The sequence below is a fragment of the Aquabacter albus genome (assembly GCF_040049275.1).
Lineage (GTDB): Bacteria > Pseudomonadota > Alphaproteobacteria > Rhizobiales > Xanthobacteraceae > Aquabacter.
In genome coordinates, this window is the sequence record NZ_JBDZDT010000002.1 from 605539 (window position 1) to 628516 (window position 22978).

The 22978-nt window shown below is 64.9% G+C and carries 16 protein-coding genes; 11 read left to right on the forward strand and 5 right to left on the reverse strand.

Going from position 1 to position 22978, the window contains the following annotated elements; translation table 11 throughout:
* The first annotated feature begins 199 nt into the window (after nt 1-199).
* The 7 genes from rplK to ABLE91_RS06025 all read left to right on the forward strand — a co-directional run bounded on the left by rplK (nt 200) and on the right by ABLE91_RS06025 (nt 12309).
* Nucleotides 200-649: a 50S ribosomal protein L11 gene (rplK, locus tag ABLE91_RS05995; RefSeq protein WP_348929340.1), complete on the forward strand. Its 450-nt coding sequence runs from the start codon at nt 200-202 to the stop codon at nt 647-649.
* Nucleotides 650-654: 5 nt separating this feature from the next.
* A complete protein-coding gene (rplA, locus tag ABLE91_RS06000; RefSeq protein ID WP_348929343.1) occupies nt 655-1365 on the forward strand; it encodes a 50S ribosomal protein L1 in 711 nt (236 codons plus the stop codon).
* Between the two features lie 609 nt (nt 1366-1974).
* Nucleotides 1975-2493: a 50S ribosomal protein L10 gene (rplJ, locus tag ABLE91_RS06005; protein ID WP_348929344.1), complete on the forward strand. Its 519-nt coding sequence runs from the start codon at nt 1975-1977 to the stop codon at nt 2491-2493.
* A gap of 51 nt (nt 2494-2544) precedes the next feature.
* Nucleotides 2545-2922, forward strand: a complete 378-nt coding sequence (gene rplL / locus ABLE91_RS06010) for a 50S ribosomal protein L7/L12 (RefSeq protein WP_348929347.1) — start codon at nt 2545-2547, stop codon at nt 2920-2922.
* A 242-nt stretch (nt 2923-3164) separates the two neighbouring features.
* Nucleotides 3165-7295 carry a DNA-directed RNA polymerase subunit beta gene (rpoB, locus tag ABLE91_RS06015; protein WP_348929349.1) on the forward strand — a complete coding sequence of 1377 codons (4131 nt, stop codon included), beginning with the start codon at nt 3165-3167 and terminating at the stop codon, nt 7293-7295.
* Between the two features lie 122 nt (nt 7296-7417).
* Nucleotides 7418-11596 (forward strand): DNA-directed RNA polymerase subunit beta', encoded by a 4179-nt coding sequence (rpoC, locus tag ABLE91_RS06020; protein WP_348929351.1) that lies wholly within the window; start codon nt 7418-7420, stop codon nt 11594-11596.
* A gap of 209 nt (nt 11597-11805) precedes the next feature.
* Complete coding sequence (locus tag ABLE91_RS06025) at nt 11806-12309, forward strand: methylated-DNA--[protein]-cysteine S-methyltransferase (protein WP_348929353.1); 504 nt, start codon at nt 11806-11808, stop codon at nt 12307-12309.
* Nucleotides 12310-12362: 53 nt separating this feature from the next.
* Here the strand turns inward: ABLE91_RS06025 and ABLE91_RS06030 are convergent, their stop codons facing one another.
* From ABLE91_RS06030 to ABLE91_RS06045, 4 genes are all read right to left on the reverse strand, one after another.
* A complete protein-coding gene (locus ABLE91_RS06030) occupies nt 12363-14474 on the reverse strand; it encodes a DUF4114 domain-containing protein (protein WP_348929355.1) in 2112 nt (703 codons plus the stop codon).
* Nucleotides 14475-14699: 225 nt separating this feature from the next.
* The gene (locus tag ABLE91_RS06035) at nt 14700-16085 is read right to left on the reverse strand and encodes an ATP-binding protein (protein ID WP_348929357.1); all 1386 of its coding nucleotides are present in this window, start codon (nt 16083-16085) and stop codon (nt 14700-14702) included.
* Nucleotides 16085-16804 (reverse strand): response regulator, encoded by a 720-nt coding sequence (locus ABLE91_RS06040; protein ID WP_348929358.1) that lies wholly within the window; start codon nt 16802-16804, stop codon nt 16085-16087. Before ABLE91_RS06040 ends, ABLE91_RS06035 begins: the two co-directional genes overlap by 1 nt.
* Nucleotides 16805-16806: 2 nt before the next feature.
* Complete coding sequence (locus tag ABLE91_RS06045) at nt 16807-17349, reverse strand: MarR family winged helix-turn-helix transcriptional regulator (protein WP_348929360.1); 543 nt, start codon at nt 17347-17349, stop codon at nt 16807-16809.
* 212 nt (nt 17350-17561) lie between these two features.
* Here ABLE91_RS06045 and ABLE91_RS06050 point away from each other — a divergent pair, with 212 nt between their 5' ends.
* Nucleotides 17562-18449: a branched-chain amino acid aminotransferase gene (locus ABLE91_RS06050; RefSeq protein ID WP_348929361.1), complete on the forward strand. Its 888-nt coding sequence runs from the start codon at nt 17562-17564 to the stop codon at nt 18447-18449.
* Nucleotides 18450-18511: 62 nt separating this feature from the next.
* Here the strand turns inward: ABLE91_RS06050 and ABLE91_RS06055 are convergent, their stop codons facing one another.
* Complete coding sequence (locus tag ABLE91_RS06055) at nt 18512-19489, reverse strand: putative antibiotic biosynthesis monooxygenase (protein WP_348929362.1); 978 nt, start codon at nt 19487-19489, stop codon at nt 18512-18514.
* Between the two features lie 236 nt (nt 19490-19725).
* Between ABLE91_RS06055 and ABLE91_RS06060 the strand changes: the two genes are divergently transcribed.
* The 3 genes from ABLE91_RS06060 to ABLE91_RS06070 all read left to right on the forward strand — a co-directional run bounded on the left by ABLE91_RS06060 (nt 19726) and on the right by ABLE91_RS06070 (nt 22892).
* Nucleotides 19726-20451: a transaldolase gene (locus tag ABLE91_RS06060; RefSeq protein ID WP_348929364.1), complete on the forward strand. Its 726-nt coding sequence runs from the start codon at nt 19726-19728 to the stop codon at nt 20449-20451.
* 453 nt (nt 20452-20904) lie between these two features.
* Complete coding sequence (locus tag ABLE91_RS06065) at nt 20905-21444, forward strand: TRAP transporter small permease subunit (RefSeq protein ID WP_348929366.1); 540 nt, start codon at nt 20905-20907, stop codon at nt 21442-21444.
* 38 nt (nt 21445-21482) lie between these two features.
* Nucleotides 21483-22892 (forward strand): TRAP transporter large permease, encoded by a 1410-nt coding sequence (locus ABLE91_RS06070; RefSeq protein ID WP_348929367.1) that lies wholly within the window; start codon nt 21483-21485, stop codon nt 22890-22892.
* The last annotated feature ends 86 nt before the right edge of the window (nt 22893-22978 follow it).

A 22978-nucleotide genomic window follows, 5' to 3' on the forward strand; every position in this document is an offset into this window, starting at 1 on the left:
TGACCCGATACATTATGTGAACGCCCTTTCCTGAAGCGCCCTGCGCTTGAGGAAAGGCGGACCGGAGGTTTTCCTCCGGACGTGAACGTGGGAGGTGACGGGGCGTCTCGCCAATGCCCCTGAGATCCGGACCACGGACCCCGGCCGATCCGGCCCTGCTCCCTGAGCGGGCTGTCGGCCCCTATTGTGGGAGTTAGACATGGCGAAGAAAATCACCGGCTATATCAAGCTGCAGGTCGCTGCCGGCAGCGCCAATCCGGCGCCGCCCATCGGCCCCGCGCTCGGCCAGCGCGGCCTGAACATCATGGAGTTCTGCAAGGCGTTCAACGCCCAGACGCAGAAGGAAGAGAAGGGGATGCCCATCCCCGTCGTCATCACGGTCTACCAGGACCGCTCCTTCACCTTCGAGATGAAGAGCCCCCCGGTCTCCTACTTCCTGAAGAAGGCCGCTGGCCTCGAGACGAAGAAGAAGCCCGGCACTGGCTCCAAGACTCCCGGCAAGGGCGCGACCGTCGGCAAGGTCACGCGCGCTCAGCTCAATGAGATCGCCGAGAAGAAGATGAAGGATCTGAACTGCGACACCGTCGAATCGGCGGTCCGCATGCTCGAAGGCTCGGCCCGGTCCATGGGCCTCCAGGTTCAGGGGTGACGACGATGGCACAGCATGGCAAGCGCATCCGCGCCGCGAGCGAGGGCATCGATCGCCTGAAGCTCTATCCCCTGGACGAGGCCATCGCGCTCCTGAAGGAGCGGGCGACCGCCAAGTTCGACGAGACCATCGAAGTGGCGATCAACCTCGGTGTCGACCCGCGCCATGCGGACCAGATGGTCCGCGGCGTGTGCAACCTGCCCAACGGCTCGGGCCGCACGGTGCGCGTGGCGGTGTTCGCCCGCGGCGCCAAGGCGGATGAGGCGAAGGCGGCGGGTGCCGACATCGTCGGCGCCGAGGACCTCCTGGAGACCATCCAGGGCGGCACCATCGAGTTCGATCGCTGCATCGCGACCCCGGACCTGATGCCCCTCGTCGGCCGCCTCGGCAAGATCCTCGGCCCGCGTGGCCTGATGCCGAACCCGAAGGTCGGCACCGTGACCATGGACGTGAAGGCCGCCGTGGCCGCCGCCAAGGGCGGCGCGGTGGAGTTCCGCGTCGAGAAGGCCGGCATCATCCATGGCGGCATCGGCAAGGCCTCGTTCCCGGTGGACAAGCTCGCCGAGAACATCCGCGCCTTCGCCGACGCGGTGGTGAAGGCCCGTCCGACCGGCGCGAAGGGCACCTATGTGCAGCGCGTCGCCGTGACCTCCACCATGGGTCCCGGCATCAAGGTCGAGCCTGCGAGCGTGCTCTCGGCCGGCGCCAGCGCCTGATAAAAGGACCGCCCGTTCCCTTTCCCGCAAGCGGGAGGGGGAATGGTGTGCGTCTCCCTTGGCGACGTGACGGAATCACGACACCGTCAGGTGGAAAGCCGGGAAAGGGCGTGACAACGCGCCCTTAACCCTCTATAGAACCCGTTCCTGAACCGTGGAAACGCGGCCGGGAGGTATTAAGTTATCGGCTTCCGCGCTGGAGACAGCGTCGGAGGGGCTGGGAGGGTTCGCCCGCCCGGCCTTTAAGTTCGTCTCTAAAGTCAGCTTCAGCGCTGGCCGGAGGGGCGGACGAGAGTCCTGTCCGAGACTGCAGGCGCCGTGCTTTGCGCGGCTTAATCCTCGCCAGACGTCCCATCCGGGGCGTCCTCTGGAGGGCCAGCATAGACGGGGAAGACCGGAATTTGGACGGCGCTCCGGCGTCGCGCAAAAGAAGGTTCGAACCAGCACCTTGTGGCCGGTGACCCGGATCCCGAGGGGACAGGGCATGTGAGCGTCGCGCGTTTCGCGACCGGCATGTCCCTTTGTGGACAGTCCGGGCACGGACGGGCGGCAAGGTGCAACCGGCGGAGCCAGCCCTTGGTTCCGCCACAGGCTTAAAGAGAGCCAGACGTGGATCGAGCGGAAAAACAAGAGCTCGTCACGACGCTCACCGATGTGTTCAAGAACACGTCGGTCGTCGTGGTGGCCCACTATTCCGGCCTCACCGTGGCCCAGATGTCGAACTTGCGTCGGCAGATGAAGGCCAATGGTGCGACCGTGAAGGTGGCGAAGAACCGCCTCGCCAAAATCGCTCTGGAAGGCTCCGACGTCGCCCATGTGGCGTCCCTCCTGAAGGGACCCACCGTGATCGCTTATTCAAACGATCCCGTTGCGGCGCCGAAGGTTGCCGTCGACTTTGCCAAGGCGAACGAGAAGTTCGTCATCCTTGGCGGGGCGATGGGCAAGACGGCCCTGAATGTCGACGGTGTGAAGGCGCTAGCCACTCTGCCGTCGCTGGATGAACTGCGTGCGAAGCTGGTCGGCCTGATCCAGGCCCCGGCCACCAAGATCGCCCAGCTCACCACCGCGCCGGCGGCGAAGCTCGCCCGCGTGTTCGGGGCCTATGCCAAACAGGACGAAGCCGCGTGAGGCGGTTGGATCTCGCAAACCTGAAATTCGAACCTATCTTAGGAACATACTATGGCTGATCTGTCGAAGCTCGTTGACGAGTTGTCCTCCCTCACCGTCCTCGAGGCCGCCGAGCTCGCGAAGCTCCTCGAAGAGAAGTGGGGCGTGTCCGCCGCTGCCGCCGTCGCGGTTGCGGCTGCCCCCGGCGCTGGCGCTGCCGCTGCCGCCGTGGAAGAGCAGACCGAGTTCACCGTTGTCCTGGCTGCCGCCGGCGACAAGAAGATCGAGGTCATCAAGGAAGTCCGCGCCATCACCGGCCTGGGCCTCAAGGAAGCCAAGGATCTGGTGGAAGCTGCTCCCAAGCCCGTCAAGGAAGGCGTGGCCAAGGACGAAGCTGAGAAGCTCAAGGCTCAGCTCGAGAAGGCTGGCGCCAAGGTCGAGCTCAAGTGAGCTTTTGAACAAGGGCGGCCCCGGATTGATCCGGGGCCGCTTGCTCCGTTTCGGCGGGGCGGTGTGAAGACGGTTCTCCAGGCAGCCTTTGACCGGCTGCCCGGCGAGCCGTTTCGGTGCGGAAAGGGATGGCTTCATGCCCTCAACCTTTCCGCCGTGGCGGTGATGGGTCAGAGGGCCGGCGCGGATGCCTTTCTTCGAGAAAGGCCGGGCCCCAGGGACCAGGACGGACGAGGATCGAGATGGCGCAGACGTTCACCGGTCGCAAGCGTATCCGCAAATTCTTCGGCAAGATTCAGGAAGTCGCAGAGATGCCGAACCTCATCGAGGTTCAGAAGGCGTCCTATGACCAGTTCCTGCAAATCGAGGAGCCGAAGGGCGGACGCGCGGACGACGGTCTCCAGGCGGTGTTCAAGTCGGTATTTCCGATTTCGGACTTCTCCGGCGCCGCCATGCTGGAGTTCGTGAAGTACGAGTTCGAGCAGCCGAAGTATGACGTGGACGAGTGCCGCCAGCGCGGCATGACCTTCGCTGCCCCGCTGAAGGTGACGCTCCGCCTCATCGTGTTCGATGTGGACCCGGACACCGGCGCCAAGTCCGTGAAGGACATCAAGGAGCAGGACGTCTACACCGGCGACATCCCGCTGATGACCATGAACGGCACGTTCATCGTCAACGGCACGGAGCGCGTGATCGTCTCGCAGATGCACCGCTCGCCGGGCGTCTTCTTCGACCACGACAAGGGCAAGACCCACTCCTCGGGCAAGCTGCTCTTCGCCGCCCGCATCATCCCGTATCGCGGTTCCTGGCTCGACATCGAGTTCGACGCCAAGGACATCGTCTATGCGCGCATCGACCGTCGCCGGAAGATCCCGGTGACGAGCCTGCTCTACGCGCTCGGCCTCGATTCGGAAGAGATCCTCGACACCTTCTACGAGAAGATCCCCTACAGCCGCGCCAAGGACGGCTGGCGGATGCCGTTCGACCCCAAGCGGATGAAGGGCTACAAGGCCGTCTCCGACATGGTGGACGCGGACACCGGCGAAGTGGTCGTCGAGGCCGGCAAGAAGCTGACCGTGCGCGCCGCCCGCCAGCTGGCCGAGAAGGGCCTGAAGGCCCTTAAGATCTCCGACGGCGAGATGGTCGGCCAGTATATCGCCGAGGACCTCGTTGACCCCGCCACCGGCGAGATCAACGCGGAAGCGGGCGACGAGATCACCGAGAAGCTGCTGAAGCAGCTCGAGGAAGCGGGCTACAACGAGATCCCGATCCTCGACATCGACCACGTCAATACCGGCGCCTACATCCGCAACACGCTCTCGGCCGACAAGAACGTGACGCGCGAGGATGCGCTGTTCGACATCTACCGCGTGATGCGTCCCGGCGAGCCGCCGACCATCGACAGCGCCCAGGCCATGTTCCACTCGCTGTTCTTCGACAGCGAGCGCTATGACCTGTCCGCCGTCGGCCGCGTGAAGATGAACATGCGCCTGGACCTCGACGCCGAGGACACCGTGCGCACGCTGCGCCGCGAAGACATCCTCGCGGTCATCAAGACGCTGGTGGAGCTGCGCGACGGCAAGGGCGAGATCGACGATATCGACCATCTCGGCAACCGCCGCGTGCGCTCGGTCGGCGAGCTCATGGAGAACCAGTACCGCATCGGCCTGCTGCGCATGGAGCGCGCCATCAAGGAGCGCATGTCGTCCGTCGACATCGACACCGTGATGCCGCAGGACCTGATCAATGCGAAGCCGGTGGCGGCGGCGGTGCGCGAGTTCTTCGGCTCGTCCCAGCTCTCGCAGTTCATGGACCAGACCAACCCGCTCTCCGAGATCACCCACAAGCGCCGCCTCTCGGCGCTTGGCCCGGGCGGCCTCACCCGCGAGCGGGCGGGCTTCGAGGTGCGCGACGTGCACCCGACCCATTATGGCCGCATCTGCCCCATCGAGACGCCGGAAGGCCCGAATATCGGCCTCATCAACTCGCTGGCCACCTTCGCCCGCGTGAACAAGTACGGCTTCATCGAGACGCCCTACCGCAAGGTGGTGGACGGGCACGTGACCGACGAGGTGGTCTATCTCTCCGCCATGGAGGAGGGGAAGTACCACGTCGCGCAGGCCAACATCCCGCTCGACGCCAACGGCCGGTTCGAGGAAGACCTCATCGTCTGCCGCCATGCGGGCGACGTGCTTCTCGTCACCCCGGACCGCGTCGACTTCATGGACGTGTCGCCGAAGCAGTTGGTCTCGGTCGCCGCCGCGCTCATCCCGTTCCTTGAGAACGACGACGCGAACCGCGCGCTCATGGGCTCGAACATGCAGCGCCAGGCGGTGCCGCTGGTGCGCTCCCAGGCTCCGCTGGTCGGCACCGGCATGGAGGCCGTGGTGGCCCGGGATTCCGGAGCCGCCATCGCCGCCCGCCGCACCGGCATCATCGACCAGGTGGACGCGACCCGTATCGTCATCCGCGCGACGGAAGAGGCCGATCCCTCCAAGTCGGGCGTCGACATCTACCGGCTGATGAAGTTCCAGCGCTCCAACCAGTCCACCTGCATCAACCAGCGTCCGCTGGTGCGCGTGGGCGATATCGTGCGCAAGGGCGACATCATCGCCGACGGTCCCTCGACCGAGCTCGGCGAGCTGGCGCTCGGCCGCAACGTGCTCGTCGCGTTCATGCCGTGGAACGGCTACAACTTCGAAGACTCGATCCTGCTCTCGGAGAACATCGTCAAGGAAGACGTGTTCACCTCGATCCATATCGAGGAATTCGAGGCCATGGCTCGCGACACGAAGCTCGGGCCTGAGGAAATCACCCGCGACATTCCCAACGTCTCGGAAGAGGCGCTGAAGAATCTCGACGAGGCCGGCATCGTCTATATCGGCGCGGAAGTGCGCGCCGGCGACATCCTGGTGGGCAAGATCACCCCCAAGGGCGAGAGCCCGATGACGCCGGAAGAGAAGCTGCTGCGCGCCATCTTCGGCGAGAAGGCTGCCGACGTGCGCGACACCTCGCTCCGCCTGCCCCCGGGTACGACGGGCACCATCGTCGAAGTGCGCGTGTTCAACCGCCACGGCGTCGACAAGGACGAGCGTGCGCTGGCCATCGAGCGGGAAGAGATCGAGCGTCTCGCGAAGGACCGCGACGACGAGCAGGCGATCCTCGACCGCAACGTCTACGGCCGCCTCACCGAGATCCTCGACGGCAAGACCGCCATCGCGGGTCCGAAGGGCTTCAAGAAGGACACCGAGATCACTCGGGCGATCCTCACCGAGTTCCCGCGCTCGCAGTGGTGGCTGTTCGCGGTGGCCGACGATGCGCTCATGAGCGAGATCGAGGCGATCCGCGCCCAGTACGACGAATCGAAGAAGCGCCTTGAGCAGCGCTTCCTCGACAAGGTCGAGAAGCTGCAGCGCGGCGACGAGCTGCCCCCCGGCGTGATGAAGATGGTCAAGGTCTTCGTCGCGGTGAAGCGCAAGATCCAGCCCGGCGACAAGATGGCGGGCCGCCACGGCAACAAGGGCGTGGTCTCGCGCATCGTGCCGGTGGAGGACATGCCGTTCCTCGAGGACGGCACCAATGTCGACATCGTGCTGAACCCGCTCGGCGTGCCGAGCCGCATGAATGTGGGGCAGATCCTGGAGACCCATCTGGGCTGGGCCTGCGCGGGCCTCGGCCGGCAGATCGCAGCCGCCATGGACGCCTATTACGGCTCGAAGGATCTCAAGAACGTGCGCTCCACCCTGGAGGGCATTTACGGTCCCGACGACATCACCGTGCTCAATGAGGGCCAGGTGCTGGAGCTGGGTGAGAACCTGCGTAAGGGCGTGCCCATGGCGACCCCGGTCTTCGACGGTGCGCACGAGGCGGACATCGAGCACGAACTGGAGCGCGCGGGTCTCGACCGCTCGGGCCAGTCCACGCTGTTCGACGGGCGCACGGGCGAGCCGTTCGATCGTAAGGTCACGGTCGGCTACATCTACATGCTGAAGCTGCACCATCTGGTGGACGACAAGATCCACGCCCGCTCCATCGGCCCCTACTCGCTCGTCACCCAGCAGCCCCTGGGCGGCAAGGCGCAGTTCGGCGGCCAGCGCTTCGGCGAAATGGAAGTGTGGGCGCTGGAAGCCTACGGCGCCGCCTATACGCTGCAGGAGATGCTGACGGTGAAGTCGGACGACGTCGCCGGCCGCACGAAGGTGTACGAATCCATCGTGCGCGGCGAAGACACGTTCGAGAGCGGCATCCCCGAGAGCTTCAACGTGCTGGTGAAGGAAATGCGCTCGCTCGGCCTCAACGTCGAGCTGCTCAATTCCAAGACCGGGCGCAATGTCAGCCCCGGCACCCGTGAAAATCTGCCCGCGGCCGAGTGAGGCCACGCTTTTAGGGGCGGAGGCGTCGCGCCTCCGCCAGTCGCCGCTGCGCTTATGAATTTTCCGGCCGGTACCCCTCAGCGGCAAGAGGGGAGGTTCCGGCCGAGCCGAAGGAGATGGCCATGAATCAAGAGGTGATGAATCTCTTCAATCCGGCGACCCCGGCTCCGACCTTCGATCAGATCAAGATCTCGATCGCGAGCCCGGACAAGATCGCCTCCTGGTCCTATGGCGAGATCAAGAAGCCTGAGACCATCAACTACCGCACGTTCAAGCCCGAGCGTGACGGCTTGTTCTGCGCGCGCATCTTCGGTCCCATCAAGGACTATGAGTGCCTGTGCGGCAAGTACAAGCGCATGAAGTACAAGGGCATCATCTGCGAGAAGTGCGGCGTGGAAGTCACGCTCTCGCGGGTGCGGCGCGAGCGCATGGGCCACATCGAGCTCGCCGCGCCCGTCGCCCACATCTGGTTCCTGAAGTCGCTCCCGAGCCGCATCGGCCTGCTGCTCGACATGACGCTGAAGGACCTGGAGCGCATCCTGTACTTCGAATATTTCGTCGTGCTGGAGCCGGGCCTCACCCCGCTCAAGTATCGCCAGCTGCTGTCCGAGGACGACTATCTGCGCGCCCAGGACGAGTACGGGGATGACAGCTTCACCGCCATGATCGGCGCGGAAGCCATCCGCGAGCTGCTGCGCTCCATGGACCTCGACAAGATCGCCGCCGATTTGCGCGTGGAGATCTCCGAGGCCACCACCGAGCTGAAGCCCAAGAAGCTCGCCAAGCGCCTGAAGATCGTCGAGGCCTTCCAGCTCTCCGGCAACAAGCCGGAATGGATGATCCTGACACACGTTCCGGTCATCCCGCCGGACCTGCGCCCGCTCGTCCCGCTGGACGGCGGCCGGTTCGCCACGTCTGACCTGAACGACCTCTACCGCCGCGTCATCAATCGCAACAACCGCCTGAAGCGGCTGATCGAGCTGCGCGCGCCTGACATCATCATCCGCAACGAGAAGCGCATGCTTCAGGAAGCGGTGGATGCGCTGTTCGACAACGGCCGCCGCGGCCGCGTCATCACGGGCGCCAACAAGCGTCCCCTGAAGTCGCTCGCCGACATGCTGAAGGGCAAGCAGGGCCGGTTCCGCCAGAACCTGCTCGGCAAGCGCGTCGACTATTCCGGCCGCTCGGTGATCGTGGTGGGCCCGGAGCTGAAGCTCCACCAGTGCGGCCTGCCCAAGAAGATGGCGCTGGAGCTGTTCAAGCCCTTCATCTACGCCCGCCTCGACGCCAAGGGCCATTCGGCCACCGTCAAGCAGGCGAAGAAGCTGGTGGAGAAGGAGCGTCCCGAGGTTTGGGACATCCTCGACGAGGTGATCCGCGAGCATCCCGTGATGCTGAACCGCGCGCCCACCCTTCACCGCCTGGGCATCCAGGCCTTCGAGCCGGTGCTGATCGAAGGCAAGGCGATCCAGCTTCACCCGCTGGTCTGCGCCGCGTTCAACGCCGACTTCGACGGTGACCAGATGGCCGTGCACGTGCCCCTCTCGCTGGAAGCCCAGCTGGAAGCGCGCGTGCTCATGATGTCCACCAACAACATCCTGCATCCGGCGAACGGCCAGCCCATCATCGTGCCGTCGCAGGACATTGTGCTCGGCCTCTATTATCTCTCCATCATGCGCGAGAACGAGCCCGGCGAGGGCATGATGTTCGCGGACATGGGCGAGATCGACCACGCCATCGCCGCCAAGGCGATCACGCTGCACACGAAGATCCGCGGCCGCTATATCGGCGTGAACGCCGAGGGCCGCCGCTACTCCAAGATCTATGAGACCACTCCCGGCCGCATGAAGATCGGGGAGCTTCTGCCGAAGCATCCGAAGGTTTCCTACGACGTCGTCAACAAGCTGATGACGAAGAAGGAAATCTCCAACATGATCGACGCGGTGTACCGCCACTGCGGGCAGAAGGAGAGCGTGATCTTCTGCGACCGGATCATGGCGCTCGGCTTCTACAACGCGTTCCGCGCGGGCATTTCCTTCGGCAAGGACGACATGGTCGTGCCGAAGAAGAAGTGGGATCTCGTGGAAGAGACCCGCTCGCTCACCAAGGAATACGAGCAGCAGTACAATGACGGCCTGATCACCCAGGGCGAGAAGTACAACAAGGTCGTCGATGCGTGGGGCAAGTGCACCGACCGCATCGCCGACGAGATGATGAAGGAAATCTCGGCGGTCCGTAAGGATCCCAAGACCGGGCGGGACCGACAGATCAACTCGATCTACATGATGTCCCACTCCGGAGCGCGTGGGTCGCCCGCCCAGATGAAGCAGCTGGCCGGTATGCGCGGCCTCATGGCGAAGCCCTCCGGCGAGATCATCGAGAGCCCGATCATCTCGAACTTCAAGGAAGGCCTGACCGTGATGGAGTACTTCAACTCCACCCACGGTGCCCGTAAGGGTCTCGCCGACACCGCCTTGAAGACCGCGAACTCGGGCTACCTGACCCGCCGCCTCGTCGACGTGGCGCAGGACTCGATCATCACCGAGGTGGATTGCGGCGGCGACAGCGGCATCCACATGCGCGCCATCATCGACAGCGGCCAGGTGGTGGCTTCGCTCTCCTCGCGCGTCCTCGGACGCACCGCGGGCGAAGACATCGTCGACGTGGTCTCCGGCGACATCATCGTGCCGAAGGGCACGATGATCGAAGAGTGGCACGTCGAGCGGATCAACAAGTCGGGCATCCAGGAGATCAAGATCCGGTCGGTGCTGACCTGCGAGACCCGCAACGGCGTCTGCGGCACCTGCTACGGGCGCGATCTCGCCCGCGGCACGCCCGTCAACATGGGCGAAGCGGTCGGCGTCATCGCGGCGCAGTCCATTGGCGAGCCGGGCACCCAGCTCACCATGCGCACCTTCCATATCGGCGGTGCGGCGCAGCTGGCGGATTCCTCCTTCGTGGAGAGCAACTTCGAAGGCGTGGTCCGCATCCGCAACCGCAACGTGGCGCGGAACTCGGAAGGCGATCTCATCGTCATGTCGCGCACCCTGGCGGTCGTGATCGTCGATCACGACGGCACCGAGCGCGCTGTCCACCGCATCCAGTACGGCTCGCGCCTGAAGGTGGATGAGGGCGACACCATGAAGCGCGGCCAGCGCATCGCGGAATGGGACCCCTACACCCGTCCCATCCTGACTGAGGTGGACGGCACCGTCGGCTTCGAGGACCTGGTGGAAGGCCAGTCCCTCAACGAAGTGATCGACGAGGCCACCGGCATCGCCAAGCGCGTGGTCACGGACACCCGTGCCGTGCGCGGGGCGGACCTGCGGCCGGCCATCCTCATCAAGGGCAAGGACGGCAAGATCCTGAAGCTGGCCCGTGGCGGCGATGCCCGCTACTCGCTTCCCGTCGAGGCCATCATCTCGGTGGATCCCGGCCAGGTCATCAAGGCCGGCGACGCGGTGGCCCGCGTGCCCATGGAGAGCGCCAAGACCCGCGACATCACGGGCGGCCTGCCGCGCGTGGCGGAGCTGTTCGAGGCGCGCCGTCCCAAGGATGCGGCCATCATCGCGGAGATCAGCGGCACCGTCCGCTTCGGCCGCGACTACAAGAACAAGCGCCGCCTGACCATCGAGCCCGGCGAGGGCGGGGATGCGGTGGAGTACCTGATCCCGAAGGGCAAGCACATCCATCTCCAGGACGGCGACGTCGTGGAGAAGGGCGACTTCCTCGTCGACGGCAACCCGGCGCCGCACGACATCCTGGCGATCAAGGGCGTGGAAGAGCTCGCGGCCTTCCTCGTCAACGAGATCCAGGAGGTCTACCGGCTCCAGGGCGTGAACATCAACGACAAGCACATCGAGGTGATTGTCCGCAACATGCTCCAGAAGGTGGAGATCGATGATGCGGGCGAGACCGAGTTCCTGGACGGCGAGCAGGTGGATCGCATCGAGCTTGTCGAGGCAAACGAGAAGGCGGCGGAAGAGGGCAAGAAGCCCGCGACCGGCCATCCCGTGCTCCTCGGCATCACGAAGGCAAGCCTGCAGACCCGCTCCTTCTTCTCGGCGGCCTCGTTCCAGGAAACCACCCGCGTCCTCACCGAGGCGGCGGTCAACGGCAAGATTGATCCGCTCGATGGCCTGAAGGAGAACGTCATCGTCGGCCGCCTCATCCCGGCCGGCACCGGCGCGCAGATGAGCAAGCTGCGGGCGGTTGCGAACTCCCGGGACGACCTCATCGTCGCCACCCGCGACGGCGACAACCAGCAGATGGTGGAAGGCCCGGCCGACGCGGCCGAGTGATCCTCACGGGATCTGTGAAAACGACGTTGAGAGCCGCCTTCGGGCGGCTCTTTTCGTTTGGGAGCCACGCTGGTCGGACAGGGGATATCGGGTTGGCCCGGCGATGAATTTCATCTCTCCTGCTATGGGAGGTTTCCGAGCTTCCCTGCATCACGCCCGGTCCGTGACAGGGGCGCCCGCCGGCGCGCCGGGGAACGAGGATTGGAGAGATGGCCTACGCCTACAAGATGACGAAGACGCCGGTCGGCCTCCTGAAGCTCGTGGCAAGCGATATGGGCCTGGCGGCGATCCTCTGGGAGAATGACGACCCGCGAAGGGTGCGTCTCGGCCCTCTCGTTGAGGTTCCGGACCATCCCATCCTGCTGGAGACCGAGCAGCAGCTCGGCGCCTATTTCGCGGGGCGGCTGAAGGCCTTCACCGTACCGCTCGATTTCAAGGGCACCGCTTTCCAGAAGAGTGTCTGGGCAGCGCTCCTGACGATCCCGTTCGGCAAGACCCGCAGCTATGGCGAGATCGCCCGGCAGATCGGCAAGCCCACGGCTTTCCGGGCGGTGGGCGCTGCAAATGGCAGGAACCCTATCTCCATCATCGCGCCCTGCCACCGGGTGGTGGGATCGACGGGCGCGCTCACCGGGTTCGCCGGCGGCCTTGAAGTGAAGGAGCGCCTGCTCGGGATCGAGAGCGGGATAAGCGTGGAAGACGACCGCCCATAGCAAAAGAGCCGCCCGGGAAGGGCGGCTCCAAGCTTTGGTGGTGAGGCGTACGCTCAGACGAGGAGCAGGCCGCTCAGATCGGTGTGGATGCTGAAGACCACGTCCTGGAAGTCGTTGTCGCCGGCGCTGGTCGCCACGTCCTCGAAGCCGATCCGCAGGAAGTCTCCGCCCACAGAGGTGCCGGAGAGGACGTGCTGCTCGTCCCCCGCATTGAGGTCCGCGAAGGAGTGGAAGATCTGGGCGCCGTCGAGGAGCCCACGGCTGGCGCTGTAGAGCACCGGAGGCGCTCCGGCATCGATGTCCGCCGGGTGCGACGCGTCCGATCCGACGAAGGAGAGATCGTCCGGCAGGCCGCCATAGAGGCTGAAGCCGTTCTGGATTAGGAAGAAGCCTATGTGCTCGCCGGCGTCCGGCGTGCCGATATCGATGAGGTGGGACGCGTTGCCGGCCGCCAGCGTGTTCGCGAATGCCAGATGCACGTCCGAGATCGTGCCGTCCACGGACACCGTGTAGTAGCCCAGCATGTTGCTGTAGTTCGAGACCGCGGACTCCATCTGCATGGAGAAGCCGACGGTGCCGTCGCCGGTGAGGAACGGCGCGTTGGCGATGCCGTTGACGGCGGCGAGATTGACGCTCACCCCTTCCGACAGGGTCGGCAGGAAGTTCACGTAGCTGAGCTCGGTGTGCGAATCGGCACCGCCGCGGGCGGCCGCCATGAAGTCGCCGCCGCTGAAATTCCCACGCAGCTCGAAGGACGAGCCGTGGGTAGTGATCAGGGTAGAATCGGCGGTCGTCGTGACGGCGAGGCTCGAATGGGCGAGAAGAATCCCCTGGATGTCAACCCTGTTGTTCACGCCGAGATCCATGACCACGTCGCCGTTCAGGTCGGCGAGCTGGTCGCGCAGCACATTGGACCCGGCATCGAACTGCACGAGGTCCGCGCCCGCGCCGCCGCTGATGGTGTCGTTGCCGCGGCCGCCGAAGATGGTGTCGTTCCCGGCATTGGCAGAGATGGTGTTGTCGGCTTCGTTGCCGACGATGGTGTCGCTGCCGACGCCGGTGATGACGCTGCTCACCAGCGAGCGCTGGTCGCCATTGTAGAGAAGGGCGTTGTAGATGTTGCCTTGCGCCTGATACTGCGCCGTGCCCGCGGGCACGGCGTTGTTGAGATCGGCAATCTGGCTTTGCGAGAAGGCCAGCCAATGTCCGGGCCGCAGGTCAACTTCCTGGTTCTCGCTGAAATTGCTGAGGTCGTAGGTGGAGGCCGCGCCCCCCGTCCACACGGTGGAGAAGATCTTGCCGGTGCTGCTGACGCCGGTGTCCGCCGCGGGCACGCCGTTGATGTATTGCTGGCCGGTGACCGGATCCCAGGTATAGATCGCCTCGGTGCCGACCTTGTCGAAATTGGCGCCGTAATAGGCCTGCAGCGCCGCGATATCGTACATCATGTAGCTCTGCGGCGCCGAGCCGACCCAGGCCTCCGTGGCGCCGTTGGTGTCGGCGCCAAAGTAGCTGGCATAGGTCATGACCGAGAATTCGTTGTCATTCACCGTTGCAGCAAGGGCGCCGTTATAGGTGGTGTCGTGCCCGTGCTTCAGGCCGAAGGCGTGCCCCATCTCGTGCATGATCGTGTTGAAATGATCAGTGCCGAAATAGTTGGCGGGGGGATTGCCGTTGCCGCCGAGATAGGTGTCGCCCGCGGTGCGGCTGTCGCTGGGTGCGTAGGAGCCGCTATTGGCCGGGAACCGGGATTCCGAACCGCCTTCGCCATATTGCGCGAAGCGGAACGCGGCGTCCTGCGCCGAGCCGGAATTCACCTCGACGAACGTCAGGTTGGTGTAGGACGAGACGAGGTCGAAGGCCGTGTGCACCGCGGCCTTCTGGGCGGCGGTCAATTCCTGGAAGGTGTTGAGGACCTGGGAGCCGGGATATCCCCCCGCGGCATTGGTATAGTCGGTCGCGCTGGTGGGGAAGGAATAGGTGATGGTGGTGGCAGCCTGGAGCCCGCCATAAGACGTCGTCCAGCGATAATCCATCATCACCGAGCGGATGTTGGGATCAAGGCTGGAGGAATCGAACGCGCCCCCATAGAGGCCGCCCTTGGGCAGCGAAAAGACGGCGGGAATCCACCCTTCAGCGTCGGTATCTGCGATGTCGGCTGGCATGACTCCCCCAAAAAAGAAGAAAGAATATGTAACAATGAGATGGCGCGGATCGCGCATCGCGAGTGACCGTAATGGCTTACTTTATACTGTCAAGAAGCAGATGCAGGGCTTCGTGCCGCAAGATCGGCGGGAATACGATGCATTTTTGTCACAAATGATCTGGGGTTGCTCTGGGGTATAGCCTCGCGAATCGCGATCTAGCTAGAGCGGGGCAATTGCGAAAAACTATACTGGAAGCCGCAGCGTCGCTTTCAGCCCGCCCATGGGGCTGTCCGCCAGGATGATGTCGCCCCCGTGCGCCCGCGCGATGTCGCGGGCGATGGAGAGGCCGAGGCCAGTGCCGCCGGCATCCTGGTTGCGGGCATCGTCCAGCCTGAGGAAGGGGCGGAACACCTCTTCGCGCATCTCCGCTGGAACGCCGGGGCCGTCATCGTCCACCGAGACCATGAGCCAGCGGGCATCGCGCGTGCCGGTGATCTCCAGGGAGCGGGCATAGCGCACCGCATTGCCCACGAGATTGCCGATGCAGCGGCGCAGCGAATCCGCCTTCACATGCACCAGAGGCGGGCCCATGAAGCTGGACGTCGCCTGCGCGCCCGAGCGCTCGGCATTGGTGCGCAGCTCCTCGATCACCTGCGCCATGTCGGTGAGCGCGCTCTGCTCGCCTGGATCGCCGCGGGCGAAGGCGAGATAGGCTTCCAGCATGCCCTGAAGCTCATCCACATCCTTGCGCAGCGCGTCCACCTCCGGCCCCTCGGGCAGGAAGGCGAGCTCCAGCCGGAAGCGGGTGAGGATGGTGCGCATGTCGTGGGAGACGCCCGCCAGCATGGTGGTGCGCTGCTCGATCTGCCGCTCGATGCGCCGCTTCATCTCCAGGAAGACCACCGCCGCGCGCCGCACCTCGCGGGCGCCGCGCGGGCGGAAATTCTCCACATCGCGCCCTTTGCCGAACGCCTCGGCGGCGTCCGCGAGATTCTCGATGGGACGGATCTGGTTGCGCAGGAACAGGATGGCGACGGTGAGCAGCACCAAGGAGGTGCCCACCATCCAGAGCAGGAAGATGTGGGTGTTGGAGGCATAGGCGGAGCTGCGCGGCGCGAAGATGCGCAGCACCGCGTCCGGCATCTGGACCCGCACCTCGATGAGGTCCGAGCGGCCCACCGTGTCCACCCAATAGGGCTGCTTGATGCGCTCGGCGATCTCGTTGGAGAGGAAGCTGTCGAGGATGGAGAAGAAGGGCCGGCTGCCGGCGGCGGGGAGGGGGCCGGGCGGCAGCACGTCCACCGCGAGCTGAAGGTCCTGCCAGGCGATGCGGCGGATGGCGGCGCCTTCCTTCTCCTCGGGCAAAGCGGCGTAGAGCGAGACCACGGCGGCGACATCGCGGCTCACGGCGGCGGAGAGTCGCCGCGTGACCATGTTGTAGTGGCGCTCCATGAAGACGAACGCCACCACGGACTGGAGCAGCACCATGGGGATGACGATGATGAGCAGGGAGCGCGGATAGAGGCCTTTGGGCGTGATGCGGTTGAACCACGCACCGAACCGCCCGTTGAGCTCGCGCACGCGCGCCCAGAAGCGCCTGCGCTCCGTGCCTTGGCCCCCTGCCAGCATCACGGCGTCACCACGAGGCGATAGCCGATCCCCCGAACGGTCTGGACGTGGACCGGATTGGTGGGGTCGCGCTCGATCTTCCGGCGCAGCCGGTTGACCTGCACATCCACCGCCCGCTCGCTCGCCGTGCCGTTGCCGGCCAGAGCGAGGCGCGGAACCGTGTCGCCCGGCGCTTCGGCCAGCGCCCGGAGCATGTCGCGCTCGCGCTCGGTGATGCGCACCGGCTCCCCGCCGCGCAAAAGCTCGCCCCGGCCGAGATGGAAGCTGAAATCGCCGAAGCGCACTTCCTCGATGGCCTTTTGCGGGGCGGGGGCGGCGCGCTTCAGGATGGAGCCCACGCGCAGCAGCAGCTCGCGCGGCTCGAAGGGTTTGCCGAGATAGTCGTCGGCGCCCACCTCCAGGCCGGCGATGCGGTCCTGCGCCTCCGAGCGGGCGGTGAGCATGAGGATGGGCACGCTCGACCCCTTACGCAGGGAGCGGGCGAGGTCGAGGCCGGATTCGCCCGGCATCATCACGTCCAGCACCAAGAGGTCGAAGGAGAGGCCCTCCATCCGCCCGCGCGCCTCGGCGGCGGAGGCGGCGGTGGTCACACGGTAGCCGTGCTCGCTCAGAAAGCGCGAGAGCAGGGTGCGGATGCGGCTGTCGTCGTCCACCACCAGCAGATGCGGGGCATCGTCGGGCAGCGGCGGCGGGGCGGGTCTGGTCGCGGTCAGGTCCATGATCAACGGGTTCGCCGGTTGCGTTCGGCACGCTGTATCAGCCGCTCGACGCTGGCGCGATCCTCCGGGTCGATCATGGCGATAAGAAAGCGCCGCGCTGCGTCACGCGATCCGACCCCGCATTCCTCCAGCGCATTGGTGATGCGGCGGCTCTGGATGGCGACGAATTCTTGGGCGAGGGCTTCCCCCTTGGCGGTGGGATAGAGAAGCCGCTGGCGCCGGTCGGAGGCGCCGGCGCGGCTCTCCACGAAGCCTTCCTCCACCAGTTCCCGCAGCACACGGCCAAGGCTCTGCTTGGTGATGCGCAGGATGTCGAGGAGGTCCGTCACCCGCATGCCCGGATGGCGGTTCACGAAATGCACCACGCGATGGTGCGCGCGGCCGAAGCCCAGGGGCGCCAGGATCTCGTCCGGGTCGCCGACGAAGTCCCTGTAGGCGAAGAAGAACAGCTCGATCAGCTCGACCAGGGGCTCGGCCTTGGGCTCGCTTTGAGGTGCCTTCTGATCTGGCCTCGCAACCGCGAGAGGGGAATTTATGTCAGTCATGTTGACTTTTTTCGATCCGATCGTTACTCACATCCCCGCGGCGACGAAAGGATCGGTCTCCAAGACGCATTCAGGAGTTCGATCATTGCGCCATCGCCGGCTGTACGTCACATCTCAGCCGTGAAAATATTCTGTACAGGGCACGACTGCAAAGGTGCGGTCGTTCGGGGGTTGAAGGCCGCCTTGAAGACGGCCCCACAGGAGTGAAGACCATGAGCGGAGAGCCCTTCGACAAACGTGACGGCTGGATCTGGTATGACGGCGCCTTGGTGCCGTGGCAGGACGCCAAGCTGCACGTACTCTCCCATGGCCTGCATTATGCGAGCTGCGTGTTCGAGGGCGAGCGCGCCTATGGCGGTGAGATCTTCAAGTCCACCGCCCATTCCGAGCGCCTGCGCTTCTCGGCCGAGCAGCTGGACTTCACCATCCCCTATTCGATCCAGGAGATCGATGCGGCCAAGCGCCTGACGCTGGAGAAGAACGGGCTCGTCAACGCCTATATCCGCCCGGTCGCCTGGCGCGGCAGCGAGATGATGGGCGTCTCGGCCCAGAACAACACTATCCACCTCGCCATCGGCGTGTGGGAGTGGCCGAGCTATTTCGACCCCGCCCAGCGCGAGAAGGGCCTGCGCCTCGATCTTGCGGAATTCCGCCGCCCCGACCCGGCGACCATTCCGTGCAAGGCCAAGGCCGCGGGTCTCTACATGATCTGCACCATCTCCAAGCACAAGGCCGAGCGCCGGGGCTATGCGGATGCGCTGATGCTCGACTATCGCGGGCTGGTGGCGGAATGCACCGGGGCGAACATCTTCTTCGTGAAGGACGGCGTGATCCACACACCCACGCCCGACTGCTTCCTGGACGGCATCACCCGCCGCACGGTGATCGAGCTTGCCAAGCGTCACGGTCTGGAAGTGGTGGAGCGCCATATCAAGCCCGAGGAGCTGGCCGGCTTCACCGAATGCTTCATCACCGGCACGGCGGCGGAAGTGACCCCCGTGGGCGAGATCGCCGACTGGCGCTTCACCCCCACCGGCATCACCCACCAGCTCATGGACGCCTATACCCGGGAAGTGCAGCCGAAGAAGGCCGCCGCCTGATCTGATGTGTCCTGTGTGAATTGAGAACCGGACCCGAGCCATCGGGTCCGGCTCTTTTCATATTAGCCCGCTGCCCGCCAGGCGAGCAGGGCCGCGAAGCCAGCCATGGAGAGGGCGTAGAGAAGCGCGAGGGCGGCATAGCCCAGGATGTTCCGGCGCAGGCCGGGATCGGGCGCGAGCCACCAGCCGAAAACCTTGAATATGGCTGGCACGGCCCACCAGCCGAGGATTTGCGTGCTCACCACATTGCCGACGAACAGGCTCAGCCAGAGCGGCGCCTCGTGGGCGGCGAGCAGCGGGTGGTCAACGAAGAAGCCCCAGAGATAGACGATGGGATAGAGCACCAGGAGCACCAGCAGGCAGTTCTTGAAAATCTGCCAGCTGCCGGGCTTCGGGTCGCCCGCGCCACGGAACCAGAAATCGAAGCCATAGGCGGCGCGGCTCAGGTGGAAGTCGGCCTTCAGCTTCCGGCTTTCCTCCAGAAGTGCCTTGCGCTTGGGGGATTCCAGCCAATGGGTCAGGTTGGCGTCCGTGTCGAAGGTGAGGATGATGATCCATTCATCGCGCAGCCTCGCCACCGGCCGCTCCAGCTTGTGGCGCATGAAGCCGGGGGCCTGGGCCTCCGCCGCATAGATGGAGCGTTGCCAGACAAGGAAGGCCGTCTCGTCCTCGGGAGCGACCTTGTAGGCGATGAAGGCGGAAGCGCCGGCCTGGGGCCGCGGCCCGGCATCGGCGAGGAGGTGCACCTCCTCCTCTTCCAGGAGATGCGGCTTGATCTCCTCCAGCAGGCCGGCGCGCACCGGCGAGCCGAGCCAGCTTTGTGCGGCCCCGGCGCTGGAGAAGCGCTGGATGATGATCCAGTCCATCTGCGCCGGCGGGACGGGAGGGATCAGTTCATGGGCGACGAAGTCGGGCCAGGCGCGCAATTGCTCCACGACCCGGGCCTGCCAGCGCGCATAGGCGGCATAGCTCGCCTCGGCGACCCGGCGCCGGGCCACCAGCGCCACGGGGCTATGCCCGTCCACGGTGCTTTCAGACATTGCCATCCCCCCGCCGTCCACCATTCGGTTGTCGCCCAACATCATGAAGAAGAAAGGAAAAATCGCCCCGTCGGCTGCGCTTATCTGCTAAGATACGCAAGCTGTTGCGGCGACGTTAGAGCCAAGCTGGCGTGGGGACAATGACGCCGCAGGCGCGTCATGTGTGGCTGGCCCGAGGGGGCCTTTTGTGCCACAAGCTCACCCGCGACCGGATACTCGAAAGTGGGACAATCGCGATGGACGTGACCTCCTTGAGCGTCAAGATCTATGCCGATGGCGCCAACCTGGACGGCATGATCGAGACCTATAGGAAATATCCTTTCGTGAAGGGGTTCACGACCAACCCGACCCTCATGCACAAGGCCGGCATCACCGATTACGAGGCCTTCGCCCGCAAGGTGCTCGAAGTGATCCCCGACCGGCCCATTTCGTTCGAGGTGTTCTCTGACGACTTCGCCGAGATGGAGCGGCAGGCCCGCTACATCACCACCTGGGGCGAGAACGTCTATGTGAAGATGCCGGTGACCAACACCGCCGGCGAGAGCGCCGCGCCGGTGATCCGCCGCCTCGCGGATGCCGGCGTGAAGCAGAACGTCACCGCCATCATGACAGTCCGGCAGGTCTACACCATCGCCGAGGCGTTGGCGGGCGGGCCGCCCTCCAACATCTCCATCTTTGCCGGCCGGGTGGCGGACATCGGCATTGACCCCATGCCCATGATGTATGTGGCGGCCGAGATCGTGGCGCCGGAACCGCAGATCGAGCTGATCTGGGCGAGCGCGCGTGAGGCGGTGAACATCGTTCACGCCCATCAGGCGGGATGCCACATCATCACCGCGACAGCCGACCAGATCGCCAAGGCCGCCGCCTTCGGCAAGAAGACGCCTGACGACCTCTCTTTGGAGGCGGTGCGCATCTTCCGCCAGGATTCGCTGGCGGCGGGCTTCACGCTGAAGGCGTGATGCGGCCGGCCTGTCATCCCCGGGCTTGGCCCGGGGATCTTCGGGCCTCGGGAGCACCCAGGCTGAACAGATGGCCGGATCAAGTCCGGCCATGGAAAAGTAGCCGTCCCTTCCCCAGCGCAACGTCAAAAAAATCAGTACACCCCCTATTGCCTGTCCGGCCCAGTCCCTTATGGTGCTGGCTAATGGTGCCCCAGCAAGGACGGCGCCGACACGCAATTTGCCCTTCGAGGGGGTTCGATGAACATGCAGTGCGCTCCCATGGGCCGCCCACCCGCCTCTGCGCGTGGGAAAATCGGTCGCTCGGTTGATTTTTCCTGCTCTCCCATGTGCTTAAGTGGGGCTGTCCCGGCAAACCATTGCGCCGCAATGGCTGCTGTCGCAGGGTGACCGCCGGATGGCCAATGGACTCCTCTGGAGTAACCGGCTAACAGCCCCCCACGAGGGACAAGAATGAACATCCTGCTCAAGCTCAGCCAGGCTATAGACCGCCTCGGCGCCGTGTGCGGCATCATCGCCAATTGGCTGGTGCTGTTCGCTGTCCTGATCAGCGCCGGCAACGCCACCATCCGCTACCTGCTGAATTCCAGCTCCAATGCGTGGCTTGAGATCCAGTGGTACATGTTCGGCGGCATGGTGTTCCTGGGCGCCGCCTATACGCTGAAGCTGAACGAGCATGTGCGCGTGGATCTGGTCTACAGCGCGGTGTCCGACCGGGTCCGCCTGTGGATCGACACCATAGGCTTCACGGTCTTCTTCCTGCCGATCATGGGATACCTGACCTTCCTGTCCTACAGGTTCTTCTGGGAATCCTTCGTGTCCAAGGAAGTCTCCATGAATGCCGGCGGGCTCATCCTGTGGCCGGCGAAGGCGCTGCTGCCGCTCGGCTTCGCCATCCTGTTCCTTCAGGGCGTTTCCGAGCTGATCAAGCGCGTGGGGGGCCTGACCGGTCAGATCCAGATCGACACCCATTACGAAAAGCCGGTCCAGTAGGGCCAAAGGCGCAAAGACGCTCCGAGGGGAAGTAGGGCATGTTTTCTCACGGCATTATGCCGCCGCTGATGTTCGGCGGGATGATCCTGTTTCTTCTGGCAGGATTTCCCGTCGCCTTCTCCTTGGCGTCGGTGGGCATCGTCTTCGGCCTGATCGGCATCGAGACCGGCTATTTCGTGCCGAGCTTCCTCCAGGCTCTGCCGTTCCGCTTCTACGGCATCATCTCCAACGACCTGCTGCTGGCGATCCCGTTCTTCACCTTCATGGGCGCGATCCTGGAGCGCTGCGGGTTGGCGGAAGACCTTCTGGAAGGCACCGGCCAGCTCTTCGGCAAGGTGCCCGGCGGTCTTGCTTATGCGGTGATCATCGTGGGCGCCATCCTCGGCGCCATCACCGGCACGGTGGCGGCCTCGGTCATCGCCATGGGCATGATCTCGCTGCCGGTCATGATGCGCTACGGTTATGACGTGCGCCTCGCCACGGGCGTGATCGCGGCCTCGGGCACCATCACGCAGCTTATCCCGCCGTCCCTGGTGCTGGTGGTGCTGGCCGATCAGCTCGGCCGCTCGGTGGGCGACATGTATCTGGGCGCCATCGGCCCCTCGATCCTCCAGGTGGCAATCTTCGTCCTCTACATCGTCATCCTGTCCATCTTTAAGCCCCATATGGTGCCGCCCTTGCCGCCCGAGGCGCGGGGCGAGATGGGCTGGCGGCTGGTGGCGCGCGTGCTGTGGGGCATGATCCCCTCGGTCGTGCTCATCTTCCTCGTGCTCGGCACCATCTTCATGGGCCTTGCGACCCCGACGGAATCCGGCGCCATGGGCGCGGTGGGCGCCATCATCCTCGCCGCCTTGCACCGCCGCCTCACCTGGGATCTGCTCTATCAGGGCATGGCGACCACCATGCGCATCACCGCCATGGTGGTGTTCATCCTCATCGGCTCCACCGTGTTCTCGCTGGTGTTCCAGGGCATGGACGGCGCACGCTGGATCGAGCACCTGCTCACCGGCCTGCCGGGCGGCGCGGTCGGGTTCCTGATCTTCGTCAACATCTTCGTCTTCTTCCTGGCGTTCTTCCTCGACTTCTTCGAGATCGCCTTCATCGTCATCCCGCTGCTGGCTCCGGTGGCGGCGAAGCTGGGCATCGACCTCATCTGGTTCGGCGTCCTCTTGTGCGTGAACATGCAGACCTCGTTCATGCACCCGCCGTTCGGCTTCGCGCTGTTCTACCTGCGCGGCATCGCGCCCAAATCGGTGAAGAGTTCGGACATCTATTGGGGCGCCATCCCCTGGGTGGTGATGCAGCTTCTGCTGGTGGTGATCGTCATCGTCTGGCCCGAGAGTGTCACCTATTGGCTCGACAAGCCGCCGGTTGATGACGGCAAGACGTTGGAGATGCTGGCGCCGCCCGACGCCAACGCCCCGCCGCCGCCGGAGCTGAAGTTCTGAGGGTGTGATCTTGGGACCGCGCGGCGGTGTCTCCCTCTCCCCTTGCGGGAGAGGGTGCCGAGCGGAGCGAGGTGGGTGAGGGGTGT